This is a genomic window from Pseudomonas sp. G5001 (assembly GCF_013385475.1).
In the GTDB taxonomy this organism is placed as follows: Bacteria; Pseudomonadota; Gammaproteobacteria; order Pseudomonadales; family Pseudomonadaceae; genus Aquipseudomonas.
In genome coordinates, this window is sequence record NZ_JACAPZ010000019.1 from 55137 (window position 1) to 71081 (window position 15945).

General features: G+C 61.3%; 12 protein-coding genes. 2 read left to right on the forward strand and 10 right to left on the reverse strand.

Annotated features, from left to right (window positions below; all coding sequences use genetic code 11):
* Genes HX805_RS17920 through HX805_RS17930 form a run of 3 tightly spaced genes read right to left on the reverse strand, consistent with a single transcriptional unit; the run spans position 1 to position 3055 of the window.
* Complete coding sequence (locus HX805_RS17920) at positions 1 to 867, reverse strand: carbohydrate ABC transporter permease (protein ID WP_003218527.1); 867 nt, start codon at positions 865 to 867, stop codon at positions 1 to 3.
* The gene (locus HX805_RS17925) at positions 864 to 1961 is read right to left on the reverse strand and encodes an ABC transporter ATP-binding protein (protein ID WP_003218526.1); all 1098 of its coding nucleotides are present in this window, start codon (positions 1959 to 1961) and stop codon (positions 864 to 866) included. The genes HX805_RS17920 and HX805_RS17925 overlap by 4 nt, the downstream gene beginning before the upstream one ends.
* A complete protein-coding gene (locus HX805_RS17930) occupies positions 1961 to 3055 on the reverse strand; it encodes an ABC transporter ATP-binding protein (protein ID WP_003218524.1) in 1095 nt (364 codons plus the stop codon). The genes HX805_RS17925 and HX805_RS17930 overlap by 1 nt, the downstream gene beginning before the upstream one ends.
* 237 nt (positions 3056 to 3292) lie before the next feature.
* Here HX805_RS17930 and HX805_RS17935 point away from each other — a divergent pair, with 237 nt between their 5' ends.
* On the forward strand, positions 3293 to 5119 hold the full coding sequence (locus HX805_RS17935; RefSeq protein ID WP_134326816.1) for a sigma-54-dependent Fis family transcriptional regulator: 1827 nt from the start codon (positions 3293 to 3295) through the stop codon (positions 5117 to 5119).
* Between the two features lie 134 nt (positions 5120 to 5253).
* Here HX805_RS17935 and HX805_RS17940 read toward each other — a convergent pair whose 3' ends face one another.
* The 7 genes from HX805_RS17940 to HX805_RS17970 form a co-directional block, all read right to left on the reverse strand.
* Positions 5254 to 6786, reverse strand: a complete 1533-nt coding sequence (locus tag HX805_RS17940) for a sodium:solute symporter (protein ID WP_177117132.1) — start codon at positions 6784 to 6786, stop codon at positions 5254 to 5256.
* Entirely contained in the window at positions 6783 to 7037 is a 255-nt protein-coding gene (locus HX805_RS17945; RefSeq protein WP_003218518.1) for a hypothetical protein, read from the reverse strand. The genes HX805_RS17940 and HX805_RS17945 overlap by 4 nt, the downstream gene beginning before the upstream one ends.
* 130 nt (positions 7038 to 7167) lie before the next feature.
* The gene (locus tag HX805_RS17950) at positions 7168 to 8103 is read right to left on the reverse strand and encodes a choline kinase family protein (RefSeq protein ID WP_003218516.1); all 936 of its coding nucleotides are present in this window, start codon (positions 8101 to 8103) and stop codon (positions 7168 to 7170) included.
* Complete coding sequence (locus tag HX805_RS17955; RefSeq protein WP_177021418.1) at positions 8100 to 9056, reverse strand: aminoglycoside phosphotransferase family protein; 957 nt, start codon at positions 9054 to 9056, stop codon at positions 8100 to 8102. The genes HX805_RS17950 and HX805_RS17955 overlap by 4 nt, the downstream gene beginning before the upstream one ends.
* Before the next feature lie 8 nt (positions 9057 to 9064).
* Positions 9065 to 10345, reverse strand: a complete 1281-nt coding sequence (locus HX805_RS17960; RefSeq protein ID WP_177117133.1) for a M20 family metallo-hydrolase — start codon at positions 10343 to 10345, stop codon at positions 9065 to 9067.
* Positions 10323 to 11081 (reverse strand): DeoR/GlpR family DNA-binding transcription regulator, encoded by a 759-nt coding sequence (locus tag HX805_RS17965; protein ID WP_008433061.1) that lies wholly within the window; start codon positions 11079 to 11081, stop codon positions 10323 to 10325. The genes HX805_RS17960 and HX805_RS17965 overlap by 23 nt, the downstream gene beginning before the upstream one ends.
* 212 nt (positions 11082 to 11293) lie before the next feature.
* Positions 11294 to 12697, reverse strand: a complete 1404-nt coding sequence (locus HX805_RS17970) for an amidase (protein ID WP_177117136.1) — start codon at positions 12695 to 12697, stop codon at positions 11294 to 11296.
* Positions 12698 to 13062: 365 nt separating this feature from the next.
* Between HX805_RS17970 and HX805_RS17975 the strand changes: the two genes are divergently transcribed.
* The coding region (locus HX805_RS17975) for a DUF6531 domain-containing protein (protein ID WP_177117134.1) at positions 13063 to 15945 on the forward strand (2883 nt) is incomplete at its 3' end.

Here is a 15945-nt window from a genome sequence, read left to right on the forward strand (position 1 = left end):
TCAGCGGTTGGCGTCGGAGTGGGTCATGGCGGTGTAGAACAGCCAGGACACCAACAGGATGATCAGGAAGTACACCAGCGAAAACGCCGCCGCCGGGCCCAGGTCGAATTGGCCTACGGCCATCTGGGTAAGCGTCTGGCTGAGGAAGGTGGTGGCGTTCCCTGGCCCGCCGCCCGTCAGCACAAACGGTTCGGTGTAGATCATGAAACTGTCCATGAAGCGCAGCATCACCGCGATCAACAGTACGCTCTTCAGTTTTGGCAGCTGGATATGTCGGAACACCGCCCAGCTGGACGCCCGATCAATCCGCGCCGCCTGGTAGTACACATCCGGGATCGCCCGCAGCCCCGAGAAACACAGCAGCGCCACCAGGGACGTCCAGTGCCACACGTCCATCACCAGCACCGTGACCCAGGCGTCCATGGTGTTGGCGGCGTAGTTGTAGCTGATGCCCATCGCATTGAGCGTGGAACCCATCAGGCCAATGTCGGCACGGCCAAAGATCTGCCAGATGGTGCCGACCACGTTCCACGGAATCAGCAGCGGAATCGCCATCACGATCAACACCAGCGACGACCAGCGGCCCTTGGTGGGCATCGTCAGGGCAATCGCGATGCCCAGCGGAATCTCGATCAACAGCACACACGCCGAGTAGATGAACTGACGCAGCAGCGAGTCATGCAGGCGCGGGTCCAGCAGCACCTGTTTGTACCAGTCGGCGCCGACGAAGTAGCGGCTGGATTGGTCGAAGATGTCCTGCACCGAGTAGTTGACCACGGTCATCATCGGGATCACCGCGCTGAAGGCCACCAGCAGGAACACCGGCAATACCAGCCACCAGGCCTTGTTGTTCTGCACCTTGTTCATGGCTGCACCTCCAGCAAGTAGTCATCGGCATACACCATCAGCCACTGCCCCGGAAAGCTGATGGACGCCTGGCCCTCGGGCACCGGTTTGTCTTCGGCCAGGCGCACTTTCAACGGTGCGCCATCGAGGTTGAGGGTCATGATCTTGTAGGTGCCGAGGTCTTCCACATGGGTGACTTGCGCCTGTAGCGCGTCGGGATTGTGCTCATCCCACACATGGATAAATTCCGGGCGGATGCCGACCTGCAGCTTCTTGTAAGGCATTTCGCCAATGCGCTGCTGCAACGCCTCAGGCAACGCCAGATGTGTCCCGGCAAAGCGCACACCGCCCGCCTCTGCCTGCACCTCAATCAGATTCATCCCAGGGCTGCCGATGAAATAGCCGACAAAGGTGTGGCTGGGCCGCTCGAACAACTCCCGGGGCGTACCGAACTGCACGATCTGCCCGCCATACATCACCGCGATCTTGTCGGCGAAGGTCGAGGCTTCCAGTTGGTCATGCGTCACGTAGACCATGGTGATGTTGAACTGCTCGTGGATCTGCTTGAGCTTGCGCCGCAGCTTCCATTTCAGGTGCGGGTCGATCACCGTCAGCGGTTCGTCGAACAGGATCGCCGACACGTCATCCCGCACCAGCCCGCGGCCCATGGAGACTTTCTGTTTTTCATCGGCAGTGAGGTTGCGGGCCTTTTTGTCCAGCAGGTTTTGCAGGTCGAGCACCTCGGCAATTTCCTGCACCTTGCTGTGAATCTTCGCCTCGGCCATGCCCTGGTTTCGCAGGGGAAAAGCCAGGTTATCGAACACGGTCATGGTGTCGTACACCACCGGGAACTGGAACACCTGGGCGATGTTGCGCTTTTCCGGGGTCAGTTCGTTGACCACCTTGGCGTCGAACAGCACCTGGCCTTCGGACGGGCTGAGCAGGCCGGAGATAATGTTGAGCAAGGTCGACTTGCCGCAGCCCGACGGCCCCAACAACGCGTAGGCGCCGCCCTGCTCCCAGACGTGGTTCATCTCGCGAATCGCGTAGTCCTCGGGGCCGTTTGGCTTTGAGCTGTAGCTGTGGGCCAGGTTCTGCAAATGGATCTCGGCCATCAGGCAACCCTCGCGACACGTCGGCCCGGAGCCTGGACCAGACGTCCCTGACCATCGAACACAAACAGTTTGTGGGTAGGGATATAGATGCGGATCGGCGCGTCGACGTCGTACTCATGCACGCCGGGCAAATGCAGCACCAGCAAGAAGTGTTCGCTGCGCACATGCAGGAAGGTTTCCGAGCCACTGATCTCGGCGACTTCCACGGTCACTGCCAGCTCCAGGTCATCGTCGTTGCTCGGCACCAGGCTGATATGGCTGGGACGCACGCCAAAGCGAAACTCGCCCTCACCGATGGGCCGCAGGTCGACGTTCAGCGGGAAGTGCACGAAGTTGGCGAAGCTCACTTCATTGCCACTGATGCGCCCGGGCATCAGGTTGATCGGCGGCTCGGAAAACAGCTCGGCCGCCAGCACGGTTTGTGGCTGGTGATAGACCTCGGCGGCCTTGCCGCTCTGGATCACCCGGCCCTCGTGGAGAATCGTGGTGGTACCGCCCAGCGCCAGGGCTTCGTTGGGTTCGGTGGTGGCGTAGATGGCGATGGTGTGGCGTGCCTTGAACAGCTCGCGCATTTCCTGGCGCAGTTCTTCCCGCAGTTTGTAGTCCAGGTTCACCAGGGGTTCATCGAACAGAATCAGCTCGGCATCCTTGACCAGCGCCCGGGCCATGGCGGTGCGTTGCTGCTGGCCGCCGGAGAGTTCCAGGGGGTGACGCTGGAGGAATTTCTCGATACGCAGCATTTTCGCGGTTTCGAGGACTTTGCTCTGGATCTGCTCGGCAGAGACTCCGGCCTGGCGCAGCGGCGAGGCGATGTTCTCGAACACGGTCATGGTCGGGTAGTTGATGAACTGCTGATAGACCATCGACACATTGCGCAGGCGCACCGGCTTCTGGGTGACGTCCACGCCATTCATCAGGATGCGCCCGCTGTCAGGCTTGTCCAGGCCGGCCATCAGGCGCATCAGGCTGGTCTTGCCGGAGAGCGTGCGGCCCAGCAATACATTGAAGGAACCGGCTTCGAAACGCAGGTTGGCGTCGTCGATCCAGGTTTGGCCTTCGACAACGCGAGTGACGTGCTCCAGGGTCAATGACATGACACGACCTTTTTATTATTGGAATGGTTCTGGCAGGAGCACAGAGCGAGTTCCGTGCCAACAACCCAAACCTCAGGCCGGTCAACGAGTTAGGCAAAACAGCGATTCGCCTCTGAACAGAAATGAACAGGTCAGGCTGAACAACTGAACAATCGGCGGGTTGACAATGAACAGTTCTGAACAACACTGAACGGGCCTTCCGCACCCCAGAACAACAATAAAGCAAGGGTCACCGCCATGAGCACACCGCTGGCGCACGATGCCATCATCCAGGACTCCTGGCGCCGCTGCCGGGCCTATGGCCTGGATCACCAGAGCACACCGAGCTTCGACCAACTGCCCGCAGACGGCGTCAGCCAGTTGCTGGAAAGCCAGCATTCCCTTGTGCAGACCACCCACCAGGAAGTGCTGCCCTACTACGAAAACATCCTCAGCAATTCCAACTGCCTGATCATGCTTGCCGACAACCAGGGCCAGGTGCTGACTTCGTGGGGCACCCAACGCTTTATCGACCCCAAGCTGGCCCGTGGTTTCAGCGCCGGCGCCAGCTGGATGGAGCGCTCCAGCGGCACCAACGCCATCGGCACCGCCCTGGCCTGTGCCCAGGCAGTGCATATCGAACATGACGAACACTTCCTCAAGGCCAACCGTTTCATGACCGGCTCGGCAGCGCCGATCTTCGATGCGCAGCGGGAAATCATCGCGGTGCTGGATGTGTCCAGCGACAGCTACCTGCCGCCCTCCCACACCCTCGGCATGGTCAAGATGATGAGCCAGACCGTCGAGAACCGGCTGATCCTCAACCTGTTTCGCGGTGAGCATTTCCAGCTGACGTTCAACACCGGGCTGAACAACCTCGATAGCCAGTGGGCCGGACTGCTGATTTTTGATGAAAGCGGCCAGGTACTGTCGGCCAATCGCCGGGCCGACAACCTGCTGGGCATCAGCCTGTCGCGGGTGTTGATCGACAGCCTGTTCAAGGTCTCGCTGCTGGAACTGCTCAACCAGCCCGAAGGCCTGCCCTTCTCGCTGCAAGCCGCCGGGCGCAACCGTTTCCAGTGCCTGCTGAAACGGCCGAAACAGGCGCCAGTGCAGGCTCGCGTGTTCGTGGAAACGAAAAAGCCCCGCGAACCCGGCCCCACGGCCATCAGTCTCAAGACCCTGCACTTCGGCGATGCCCGCGTGGAAAAGGCCGTGCGTCAGGCCGAGCGCCTGCTGGAAAAGGATATTCCGTTGCTGATCCACGGTGAAACCGGTGTCGGCAAGGAAGTGTTCGTCAAAGCCCTGCACCAGGCCAGCTCTCGCAGCCAACAAGCGTTTATCGCGGTCAACTGCGCAGCGATCCCCGCCGAACTGGTGGAGTCGGAACTGTTCGGCTATGAAAAAGGCGCATTCACCGGCGCCAACCAGAAAGGCAGCATCGGGCTGATCCGCAAGGCAGACAAAGGCACGCTGTTCCTCGACGAGATCGGCGACATGCCCCTGCCGACCCAGGCCCGGCTGTTGCGGGTATTGCAGGAACGCTGTGTGCAGCCTGTAGGCAGCAGCGAGTTGTACCCGGTGGATTTGCGGATCATCTCCGCCACCAACCGCTCGCTGCGCGAACAGGTACAGCTCGGGCGTTTTCGCGAAGACCTGTATTACCGCATCGGTGGCCTGACCCTGGAGCTGCCGCCGCTACGGGAGCGCACGGATAAACAGGCGTTGTTCAAGCAGCTGTGGCAACAGCATCGCGAGCCGACGCAGTGGGCCGGGTTGACTAACGAGGTGCTGGCCTTGTTTGAACAGCATCCGTGGCCGGGCAACCTACGCCAGGTGAGCAGCGTGTTGCAGGTGGCACTGGCCATGGCGGAAGAGCAGCCGATTCGGGCGGAACATTTGCCGGATGATTTTTTTGTGGATTTGAATGGGGTGGTGCCGGTGTGTGATGCAGTGGATGACAGTCTGGACCTGAATGAGCGACTGAAGGCGGTGGGCGGGAATATCTCTCACCTGGCCAGAGAGCTTGGCGTCAGCCGCAATACCCTCTACAAACGCCTGCGACAAAACGGGAATGCTGTGTAGAAACACAATCAAAAATGTGGGAGCGGGCTTGCTCGCGAATGCGGTATATCAGTCGCTGATGCTTTAACTGACAGTCTGCATTCGCGAGCAAGCCCGCTCCCACATTGGAACTACATTGGGTTAGAGAAGTGGGTTCAGTTCAGGACCGGCGTTGCCCCCATTGGCACTTTGCGCCCTGGCGCCGCCATCTCAAACAACTGCTCCACCCGCGCACTCTCCTGCGCACTCGGCTTGATCGCCCATGCACACGCCACAAAAATCCCCGCATTGACCACCAGCCCCACAATCCCGCTGGTCAACGACCCCAGCCCGGGAATGTCGTCCGGATACATCGTCGTCAGCACAATTGCCACCACGATCCCCGCCAGCATCCCGGCAATCGCGCCTTCCTTGTTGCCGCGGCGGCTGAAAATGCCGAAGAACAGCGGCACCGCCAACTGGATAATCCCCTGGTAGGAAATCTGCGCCAGCAACTGCAACCGCGCGTAATCAAAGGTCAGGTACGCCAGCACCGAGGCGGCAACGATAAACACCACCATCCCGGACTTGGCCAACAGCGTCAGTTGCCGATCGGTACGCGGGGTGTTCCAGGTAGCCAGGTCGTTGGCGAATTGGGTGCCGCAGACCTGCACGCAGCCGTCGACGTGGCCGATGCTCGCCGCCAGTACGATGACGATAGCCAGCGCCAGCATCCACGGCCCGCCGATGTCGAACAGCGAGAGGAACCAGCCTTGTTGCGGGTGCGCGATGACGTTCGGGTCCTGGCTGATGGCCGCGGCAAACAGCATCAGAATCCCGTAGAAACCACCCACCAACAGGATCGTGTACAGCGTGCCTTTCTTCACCGCCTTGACGCCGCTGGCGGTGTAGATGCGCTGGAAGCTCATGGGCCAGCACATCGAGCCGATCACGCCGGTGAAGATCAGGCTGAACATGTACAGCGGGCCGTAACCGGTGCCGCTGGCGCCGGGAATCAGCAACATTTTCGCCGGCAGGTGCGACAGGTTGGAGAACGACGCCTGGTCGCCGAACAGCAGGAACACACACAGCGCCGCACACACGACATAGGCGATCAGGCCCTGGAACATGTCGGTCATGATCAGCCCGCGCATGCCCATGCTCACGGTCCAGTACTGGCGCACCAGCACCACCACCACGCCGGCGACCAGGCAGGTGGTGACGCCCCAGCGGCCGAAGCTGGCGAACTGGAACAACATCGCCAACGCCTGGATGCCCATCACCACCCACGGGAATACCGAGATGATGCCGATGATCGAGGCCACGCGCTTGACCACCGGGCTGTTGAAGCGCATGCCGAGCAAGTCCGGCTGGGTGCGCAGGTTGAAACGCTGGCCCCAGGTCCACGCGCGGCGGGCCATCAGGTACATTGCCGTCACGCCAAGGGTGGCGTAGACCATGCCGTAGAAGCCCAGGGCGCCGCCGATGGTCAGGGCGAAAAACGCGGTAAAGGTCGAGCCCGGCCACCACGAGTTGGTGTAACACATGGCGATGTACCACGGCCCATAGGAGCGCCCGCCTACGGCGTAATCGGAAAAACTCGTGCTCTCGCGGTTGGTGGCGTACAGCACGGCGATCATCCCGGCCAGGAACAGGCCGATGACGCCGAAGGTGATAAAGAGGTTGGCATCGCTGGCGGTGCTGATCATTGCGCATCTCCCTCTTCGGGTATTTCGCCGGCCTTCAATTCGGCGACGTACAACGCCCACAGGCCCAGGCCTGCGAGGACGGCAATGGCGATCCAGTAGAAGATCGGCAACGGTATGCCCAGTACCAACGCGGTACTGCCGCTCACGCTCAAATAGAACGGCGGGAATAAGGCGAGCATCAGCAACAGGAAAAAGTACACGCCGAAGAGTTGGCTTTTCAGGCGTCCGGGTGGTGCGCTATCAGATTTCATGAGTCGGGTGCTCCTTGAATTTGTGGATCGTTTTTTTGTGTGATCAAACAAAAATCAAGCAGTGAAAACGCAGGCACCAATCAGCGCCCAAGTGACTTCATTCAATGCATTATTGTTGTCTGGCGCAGGCTCAAGCCTGTCTTAGCCAGGTTTCCCATTGCGAATCGTTGATGATGCTGCGGGCACGCATGTGCTTCCAGGTGCCGTATTTGTAGAAGTCGAAATCCAGCTGCGACACCGCGTGCTGCACCATCGCCCAGGTCGACCATTTGATGTCCGCCAGGGCCTTGTGCAACTTGATGCGCGCGAGGTTCTGCGGGGTGACCTGGCCGAAGTAATCCTCGATCAGGGCCAGTTCCATTTCATCAGTGAAAAACATTTCGCCGAACCACAGCGCCAGTTCGTAATGCCGGTCGTTGTTGGAGGCGTATTCGAAGTCCACCAGACGAATTTGCCGACGGTCGTTGAGCATGAAATTACCCGCCAGGGTGTCATTCATGCAGGGAGCCAGGTCGATGCCGGAAGCTTGCAGCACGCCCCGGGCGCGGTCGCATTGGCGGCGCAGCCAGGCGTCGTCGGCGGGCTTGCAGCCGTTGAGTTGCTCCACCTGCCGCTGGTGCTCGGCAATCATGTCGAACACGGTCTTGGTCTGCACCAGTGGCGGCTGGTCGTTGAACGCCTTGAGGGCGTGCAGCGCGTTGTGGCGCACGTCGCGGTCGAGGAAGTCGTGGTTGGAGGAGGCGCGCCAGCCCTCCATGAACTCGAAGACTTCCACGCCGAACTCTTCAAGGAATGCGAACACCGGCGCGCCATAGCCGGTTTGCGCCGCCTTGAGGCTGGCGTCGTGGGCCGTGCGGCGGTCAATGAACATCTCGGTGCCCACGCCCGGCACCTTGAAGAAATACGCAGTGTCGATCCCGGCCACTTCCACCCGCCAGTTGGTGTTGGAAATCCCGCCGCTGACCGGTTCATAACGAATGCCGGTGCCGCCCCAACTGGCAACCCCGCGCACCGCCGCTTCCAGCTGACACTCTTGTGGCGTACACGCCTCACCTAACGCTTTCATGCCTGCCCCTCCTGTACCTGACGTAGCCAACCTTCAAACCGCGGGTCTTGCAGACTTTGGCGGCAGCGCAACAGCGTCCACTGCCCGACCTTGGAGAACTCCAGCGGCCGCGCCGAGGTAGCGCCGACCCACAGGCCCCAGAGCGTCCAGTACCAATCGTTGATCAAGGCGTACAAGCGGCAGCGTGCATAGTCGCTTTCACGGCACTCGCCGGCCCAGGCATGGATGCCTTCGCGCCAGTCGTTTTCGAAGACGTACAACTCGTTAAGGCTGATGGCCACGTCGTACCAGGGATCACCACTGCCGGCGTAATCGAAGTCGATCAGTTGCAAGGCGCCGTCCGGGCCGATCATCACGTTGCTCGCCACGCCGTCGCCGTGCAGCGGCACCGAGTCGCTGGCGTTCAGTTGCAGCGAGGTCCAGGCCAGGTCAATGCAGGTGCTGATCCAGGCGTGGTCGATGGGCAAGGCCACGCTGTAGCGCACGCATAATTCGCGCAGGTGCTGGATGTCTTGCAGCGGCGAGCGGGCGAAGCCCGGCGAGGTGCCTTGGTGCAGTTGTTTCTTCAGGGCCCAGAGCGCTTGCAGGCGCTGGGGCTGCATCAATTCGTCGAGGCGGGCCCAACGCCACTCGCTGGTGGGCAACGCATCCAGCAGCAACACGCCGGCCGTAGCATCCACCAGGCGCACACCCGGCGTCACGTCGCAATCAGCTGCCAGTTGGGTGGCGCGGGCAGTGCGTTCAATGTCGATCAGCGCGCGCATGTCATCATGCAAGACTTTGGCGTAACACTGGCCCCACGGTGCGCTGACGGTAAAACCGGCCCACTCGGTGGCCAGGCGTACCGGCGAGGCAATCCCGGCGGTGCCCTCTTCGACCACCACATGGGCGGACAAGCCGGCGGCCTCCAGGGCGCCCAGCAGCCGTGACTTTGCTTGCAAACGACTCGACATGGCAGACCTCAGCGGTAGGCGTTGGGGGTAGAACAGGCGCGGTGCAGCAACGCGGTTAGCATGTGCAGGCCGTTGCGCATGTCCTGCTCGCTGGTGAATTCCGCTTCGTTGTGGGACACGCCATTGCTGCTCGGGATAAACAGCAGGCACACCGGGTAATGCCGGCTCAGGCTGATGGCGTCGTGGCCTGACACGGTGACGCTGTTGCCGATGGGCAAGCCCAGTTGCTGGCCGACGCCGTAGGCCAGCTCGGCAAAACCGTAGTGCAGGTGGGTCGGCTCACGCAGGGCGCGGCTTTCGATGCTGTAGTCGGTCGACGTGGCGCTGGCGGTGGCCTTGAGGCTGGCGTCCAGGCGCGCACCGGCTGCGGCCAGTAATTCGGTGTCGGGCGAGCGGTACTCGACATGCAGCGTCACGCTGGAAGGCACCACGTTGGGGGAATTGGGATAGATCTCCAGGCGCCCCACCGAGCTGTGCAGTTGCACGCCGTGCAGGTCGGCCTCGGCCCGCACCGCAGTGATCGCGTGGGCGGCGGCCAGCAAGGCGTCCTTGCGCGCGGCCATGGGCGTAGGGCCGGTGTGGTTCTGTTCACCGATGAACCGAATCCGTTGCTTGAGGGCGGCCCAGGTGTCGCGCACCACACCGATGGCCAGCCCGTCGCGCTCAAGGCCATCACCTTGTTCGACGTGGATTTCCACATAACCGGCGACGTCCAACTCGACGCGGCCCTCCCCCAGATAACCAATCTGCTGCAGCGCATGCTTGAGGCTGATGCCATCCCCATCGCGGCAGGCCCAGGCGTCCTGCAGTGGCAGGTCACCGGTGAACACGCTGCTGCCGATCAGGCTGGGCTGGAAACGCGCGCCCTCCTCGTTGGTCCAGTTCACCACCGCCAGGTTGCACGCCGGTACTTCGCCGCGCTCGCGCAGTTGGCGAGCCACGCTGGCCACCGCGACTGCGCCGGCCAGCACGCCATAGACCCCATCGAAACGCCCGGCACTCGGCTGGCTGTCCAGATGCGAGCCACACAGCACGTAGGGCGCTTCTGGATTAATGGTAATCAAACCGAACATGTTACCCACTGCATCCACACGCACGTCAAAACCGCGTTCAGTCAGCCAGGCCGCGAACAGGTCGCGCACGGCGCCGTCTTCAGCCGAGGCGGCGAGGCGATGCAGCCCACCGGCCTTGGTTTCACCGATGGCCGAGGTGTCGCGGAACAGCGCCTCGAAGGTTTCAAGGTCCTGTTCACTGGGCACCAGCAACTCAGGGGTAAAGGATATCGACATGGGCTTGCTCCAGGCGGGTCGCAAAGTCGTTGGACGGCGCACGATTGGTGACCAGGGTCGTGATGGCGCTGAACGGCAGCGTATTGATAAAGGTGCGGTGGCCGAACTTGGCGTCATCGGCCAGGATCACGCTGCGCAGGCTGTGTTTGGTCAGTTCCCGGCGCAGCAGCGCCTCGGGCTCCTGGTAGTCCATGAACCCCAGCTCCAGGTCGACAGCGCCGATGCCCATGAAGGCAATGTCGTAGTGGAACTGTCGGACGAATTCCAGGGTGTGGGCGCCAATCAGCGCGTTGTCGTTGCGGCGCACATCACCGGGCACCACCAGCACCTGGTTGGCGCTTTGCTCGGTGATCAAGCGGGCGATGTCCAGGGAGTTGGTGATGATGCGCAACTGGCTGAACGCGGTCAGTTGCTGGGCCAGGGCCAGGGTCGAGGTGCCGGTGTCGAGGAACAGCACCATGCCTTCGCTCACCAGCTTCGCTGCACACACCGCGATACGCGTCTTGGCCTGGGGCTTGATGCGGCTGCGCACCTGCAGCGGCTGTTCTTCGTTGAGCCGCGGCAGGATCGCGCCGCCGTGGATGCGCCGCAGCTTGCCGGCTTCTTCCAGGTACTTGAAGTCGCGGCGGATGGTTTCTTCGGAGACGAACAGCGCCTGCGCCAGGTCCGACGCCTTGACGCGCTGGTGTTGGGTGAGCAGGAGCATGATTTCGTCGAGACGTGGCTGGTTGAGCATAAAAGAGGTATTCCAGGGCAGGTTCAGGCGGCCGGTATTGCGCGCCCCACGGCGAAACGCGGCGCGAGCCGGTCCAGCGGGGAGCATAGAACGTAATACAGCCATGGACAGGGTCACGGGTACCTCTCACTCATCAGGGTGTGAAAGGGCAGGACAACACAAAGCGTTTATCACGGGCGGGCTTCTTTTGAGCCCACTCCGGGTGCAATCAATCAAGGCATCAGCATCGGGGGGAGGTGCTGATCCCAGGGGGCGATGGCTTCGACGGCCGCGCAGAATTGCAGCACCTGGGCGTCGGCAAAACGTGGGCCGATCACCTGCAGGCCAATCGGCAAACCGCTCGGGCTGAAGCCGCAGGGCAGGCTGGCAGCGGGGTTGCCGGTGATATTGAACGGATAGGTAAACGGCGTCCAGCGGGCCCAGGGCACCGCGCCCTCCTCGCCCGGCCAGCCCTCGGGGGCAACCCGGTCGGCGGCGAACGGCAGGATCGGCATCGTCGGCATCAGCAGTACGTCGTAGTCATTAAACAGCGCGTGTACCTGATTGGCGAACAGTGCACGTTGCTGCACGGCCTTGAGGTAGGCCGCCAGATCGTAATCGGCGGAGCGCTTGATCAGCGCAGCGAAACCCGGGTCCAGTTGGTCGAGGCGATCGGCCAGGGATTTGCCATAGGCGATCCCGCGCCCGCCGACCCACAGGGTTTCGAAGGTGGCCAGCGGGTCTTGCCAGTCCAGGTTCAGGGTGGTGACGGTGACCGGCAGCTCATCCGCAAGGTAATGCACCGCCGCTTCGACGGTGGCGGCGATGACCGGGTCCACCGTCGTATCGAACAAGGTCGGGCAATACGCCACACGCACGGGGCCCAGCGGTTGGTCGCAGCGCGCCAGGTAGGACTCGGTGGGCGCGGGCAAGGCCTGGTGATCCAGCGGATCGGGCCCGGAGAGGATATCGAAGAGCAACGCGCTGTCGCGCACGGTACGGGTGATCGGGCCGGCGTGGCTGAGCATTTCAGTGGCGGACCAGGGCCAGGTGGGGATGCGCCCAAGAGAGCCTTTAAGAGCGAATGCACCGCAAAAGGCGCCGGGAATGCGCACCGAACCGCCGCCGTCGGAACCCAGCGTGGCCGGGACCATGCGTGCTGCCACCGCAATGGCCGAGCCGGAACTGGATCCTCCGCTGGTGAGCTGGGGGTTCCAGGGGTTGCGGCCATTGCCGAAAACCCGGGAGGTGCTGGCGCCGGTCCAGCCGAATTCGGTGGTGGCGGTCTTGCCGAGGATGATCGCGCCGGCCTCCTTGAGGCGGCGGATGATCGGGGCGTCCTGGGTGGGGACGTTGTCCAGGCCGGTCAGCGAACCGCGGGTGGTGCGCAGATTGGCGGTGGAGAACAGGTCTTTGATGCCGAAGGGGATGCCGTGGAGCGGGCCACGAAATTGGTTGGCCTGCGCTTCTGCGGTCAGGATTTCAGCCTGCTCCCGCGCGGATTCGGTGTAGACGTCGCCGAAGGCATTCAGTGTGGGATTGTGGGTTTTGATGGCTTCGAGGCTTTGCTCGACCAGTTGCACAGGGGTCAGTGTGCCTTGGCGGATGCTTTCGGCTGCGTGCAGGACGCTGGGCATGTGGGTCAGTGAGGTATCAGTCTTCATTGAGCATCCTGGGACATCTGCGAAATGATCCAGCGGGTACGTCAATAGACGCCAAGGGAATGGAAGCTGTCAAGTTGGATTTGTTGTATATGTGGGTTTTGTGGGATTTATTTTTGTCGGAGATTTGGCTTACGAAAACGGGTCGGTTTAGCCGGGGATTTGGCGAAACGTCCTATCAGTAGCAGTGGATAGCTCTGACTTCTTTCTCTTACAAACCTCTGCAAAGTCCCTCGCCTGATCACACAGCGCGAGGGAACGCCGATGTTTTTTTCGATTAATGCCCTGCCCGATGGGGCTGCCTCTTGAATCCCGCCATAGGCAGGTTGGCCCTGGCTCCCATGGATGTGGAGACGAAGGACGTTGAAGCGGTCTTTCGTAACTTCAGGGAGTGCCTTAACACGTTTGACGATTGGGCTGAGAGCTTCTGGAGCTTTTCGTCGCTGGAAGTCGAGCAGGTGTTCAAGGTTGGGGATGAGGTCGCGCTGGTCGCGCCTGTTTCCTCTAGAGCCCCCAGTACCACCGTTGCAATGTGCAAACCCAATGGTGCGCTGACCCTGGTGCATATGTTTGAGAGCAAGCGGTTTGTGCCGATCGGCAACACGCCGGTCATGCTCCAGGCCATCGCCGAGGACGGCAGCCTGATCGGTCCCCGCATTCATAAAACCATCGGCCCCAGCGGCATCCTCGAAATCACCGACTGCACGCGCGACCAGCAGTATCAGGTCAGCTTCTACCCCGATGTTTCCAAGGATCACGTCAAGGCGCTCTACGCCTCCTATCAGTCGGTGATCAGCTCGCTGGAAAGCAGCTTGCGCAGTGAATGGACGAGCACCTTCGAAGAGCAGTGGAAACAGTACTCAAACGCCAGCGCCCTCGACCGTCGCAAGTTGATGGACGCCGCGTTTGTGCGAGGGATTACGAACACGCTGTACAGCCTTTGGGACGGTATTCCAAACCTGTACGACTGGCTGGCGGACATCAAACCCAATAGCGAAAAGTTGCTGCAGTACCTCTCCCAAGGCGAGCTTGAAGAGCTGTTGAAGCTCAGCAATGAGGCCATTGCCAACGGTCTTCTGGTGCTGAGCGATGAACCGCTGCTGTTCATCTATCTGTCGGCGATGTTCAGTTGGGCGCAATTGCTTCCGCCGCCGGACATGAACGAGCTGCTGGGGGAAATGACTTCCGAGGTACTGCTCAACCTGCTGTTGCTGTTGGCCACCGGCGGCATGGGTGTGGCGGTGCGTTTGGGCCCGCAGGTGCTGGGCAAGGTCAGGTCCGGCCGGGCACGGGTGTTACTCGAGCAGATGGCCAAGTTGGGCGAGGCACCACGGCTGGACTGGCACCCCAGTGTGCTTAAGCCGGTGTCGCTTAAAAATGATCCAGTGTCGATCAAGGCAGCGGCCGTGCCGTTGAAGGCCGGTGTAAACGAGGTTTCGAATCCGGCAGCGCTGGTCCGAAAGCCTAAAGCGGCACGCACGGCGCTGGTGAAGCAAGAACATGTGGATGATGCCCCGGCTTCGGCGAAAAACCCCAATGGGGATGCTTCGGTCTGTTCGGCGAATACCTGTACCAATGGCTGCCCGGTATCGATGGTTACTGGTGAGGAGCTGCTGACCCTCACGGATGGCTCGTTGGAGGGTGTGCTGCCATTTGCCTGGACGCGGTTGTATCGCAGCAGTGCCGTGGAAGTGGATTGCGGGTTGGGGTTTGGCTGGAGTCATGCGCTGGCGCAGCGGTTGGTGGTGAGCGGTGAATCGGTGGTGTGGACCGATCACGAAAACCGCAGCACCACCTTTCCCCTGCCCTCTGCTGCACGGCCGGCGATCACCAATAGCCTGGCGGAAGCGGCGATTTATCGGGGTGCTTTGCCGGATGAACTGGTGCTGGCTCAGGCGTCGCTTTTCTACCACTTCCGTGACGGTGTGCTGACGGCGATCAGCGATGCGTATGACAACCGACTGCGCATTGCTCGCGATTATTCCGGGCGGATTCAGCGGATCGATAACCATGTTGGCCAGGGATTGCTGCTGCGGTATGAGCACGGCCATATCGTTGCCGTCGACTATCAGGTGCAGCGGGAGCCGGGCTGGGTCACCGAACAGAACGTTGTTGCCTACAGGTATGACGACGCTTGGCGATTGATTGAAGCGACCAACGCTGTCGGCGAAAGCGAGCGTTATCGGTACGACGATCAGCAGGTGATCCTGGAGCGCGAGCTGGCCGGTGGGGCGAGTTTCTTCTGGGAGTGGGAACGGTCTGGCAAGGCAGCGCGATGTGTCCGGCACTGGGCCAGCTTTTCGCAGATGGACATGCGGTATGTGTGGGACGACAACGGCACGGTCACCGTGCACAACGCCGATGGCAGCCAGGAAGTCTACGTCCACGACCAGCGCGCACGGCTGGTGCAGCGGATCGATCCGGACGGCGCGCAGCACTTCAAATCCTACGACGAAAAAGGCCGGCTGACGGTCGAGCAGAATCCGCTGGGGGCGGTGACGGCCTATCAGTACGACGAAGCCGGTCGGTTGATTGCGCTGTTTCCCGGTGACGATGCACCCAACTCCTACGAGCATGACAACGGTTTCGTACGGGTTGTGCGCCGTGGTGACGCGGTGTGGAAATACCAGCGTAACGATCAAGGCGATATCACTCGCAAGACTGATCCGGATGGCAATTACACCGAATACACCTACACCCAACACGGAAAGCTCACGGGTGTTTGGTATCCGGATAACAGCAGCCAACGCTTTATCTGGAACGAACGCGGCCAGCTCATTGAAGAAAAACTGGCGAATGGCGGTGTGCGGCGTTATCGCTATGACGAGCTGGGGCGGCAGGTGGCTTGCGAGGATGAGCATGGTGCGCTGACCCAGTATCAGTGGGACGCCGTAGGTCGTTTGCTGAAAGTGATTCAGCCTGACGGGGCCACACGCGAATTCAGCTACAACCCGTACGGAAAAATCACTGCTGAGCGCGACGAGTTGGGCCGCGTCACCCGCTACGAATACGCCGATGGTTTGCACCTGATCAGCCGTCGGATTAACCCCGACGGTACACAGCTTAAATACCGTTATGACAATGTTCGGCTGTTACTGACCGAGATTGAAAACGAGGTCGGCGAAACCTATCGGCTCGACTATCACGCCAACGGCCTGATCCAGCAGGAAACCGGGTTTGATGGCCGCCGCACCGCCTATGCCTACGACCTCGCCGGGCATCTG

What these genes read in the sequence shown, in the direction of transcription:
- HX805_RS17965 (WP_008433061.1), bottom strand. Translation starts at nt 11,081, where the DNA reads ATGCTCAACCAGCCACGTCTCGACGAAATCATGCTCCTGCTCACCCAA.
- HX805_RS17930 (WP_003218524.1), bottom strand. Translation starts at nt 3,055, where the DNA reads ATGTCATTGACCCTGGAGCACGTCACTCGCGTTGTCGAAGGCCAAACC.
- HX805_RS17950 (WP_003218516.1), bottom strand. Translation starts at nt 8,103, where the DNA reads ATGAAAGCGTTAGGTGAGGCGTGTACGCCACAAGAGTGTCAGCTGGAA.
- HX805_RS17945 (WP_003218518.1), bottom strand. Translation starts at nt 7,037, where the DNA reads ATGAAATCTGATAGCGCACCACCCGGACGCCTGAAAAGCCAACTCTTC.
- HX805_RS17970 (WP_177117136.1), bottom strand. Translation starts at nt 12,697, where the DNA reads ATGCCCAGCGTCCTGCACGCAGCCGAAAGCATCCGCCAAGGCACACTG.
- HX805_RS17925 (WP_003218526.1), bottom strand. Translation starts at nt 1,961, where the DNA reads ATGGCCGAGATCCATTTGCAGAACCTGGCCCACAGCTACAGCTCAAAG.
- HX805_RS17920 (WP_003218527.1), bottom strand. Translation starts at nt 867, where the DNA reads ATGAACAAGGTGCAGAACAACAAGGCCTGGTGGCTGGTATTGCCGGTG.
- HX805_RS17955 (WP_177021418.1), bottom strand. Translation starts at nt 9,056, where the DNA reads ATGTCGAGTCGTTTGCAAGCAAAGTCACGGCTGCTGGGCGCCCTGGAG.
- HX805_RS17935 (WP_134326816.1), top strand. Translation starts at nt 3,293, where the DNA reads ATGAGCACACCGCTGGCGCACGATGCCATCATCCAGGACTCCTGGCGC.
- HX805_RS17940 (WP_177117132.1), bottom strand. Translation starts at nt 6,786, where the DNA reads ATGATCAGCACCGCCAGCGATGCCAACCTCTTTATCACCTTCGGCGTC.
- HX805_RS17960 (WP_177117133.1), bottom strand. Translation starts at nt 10,345, where the DNA reads ATGTCGATATCCTTTACCCCTGAGTTGCTGGTGCCCAGTGAACAGGAC.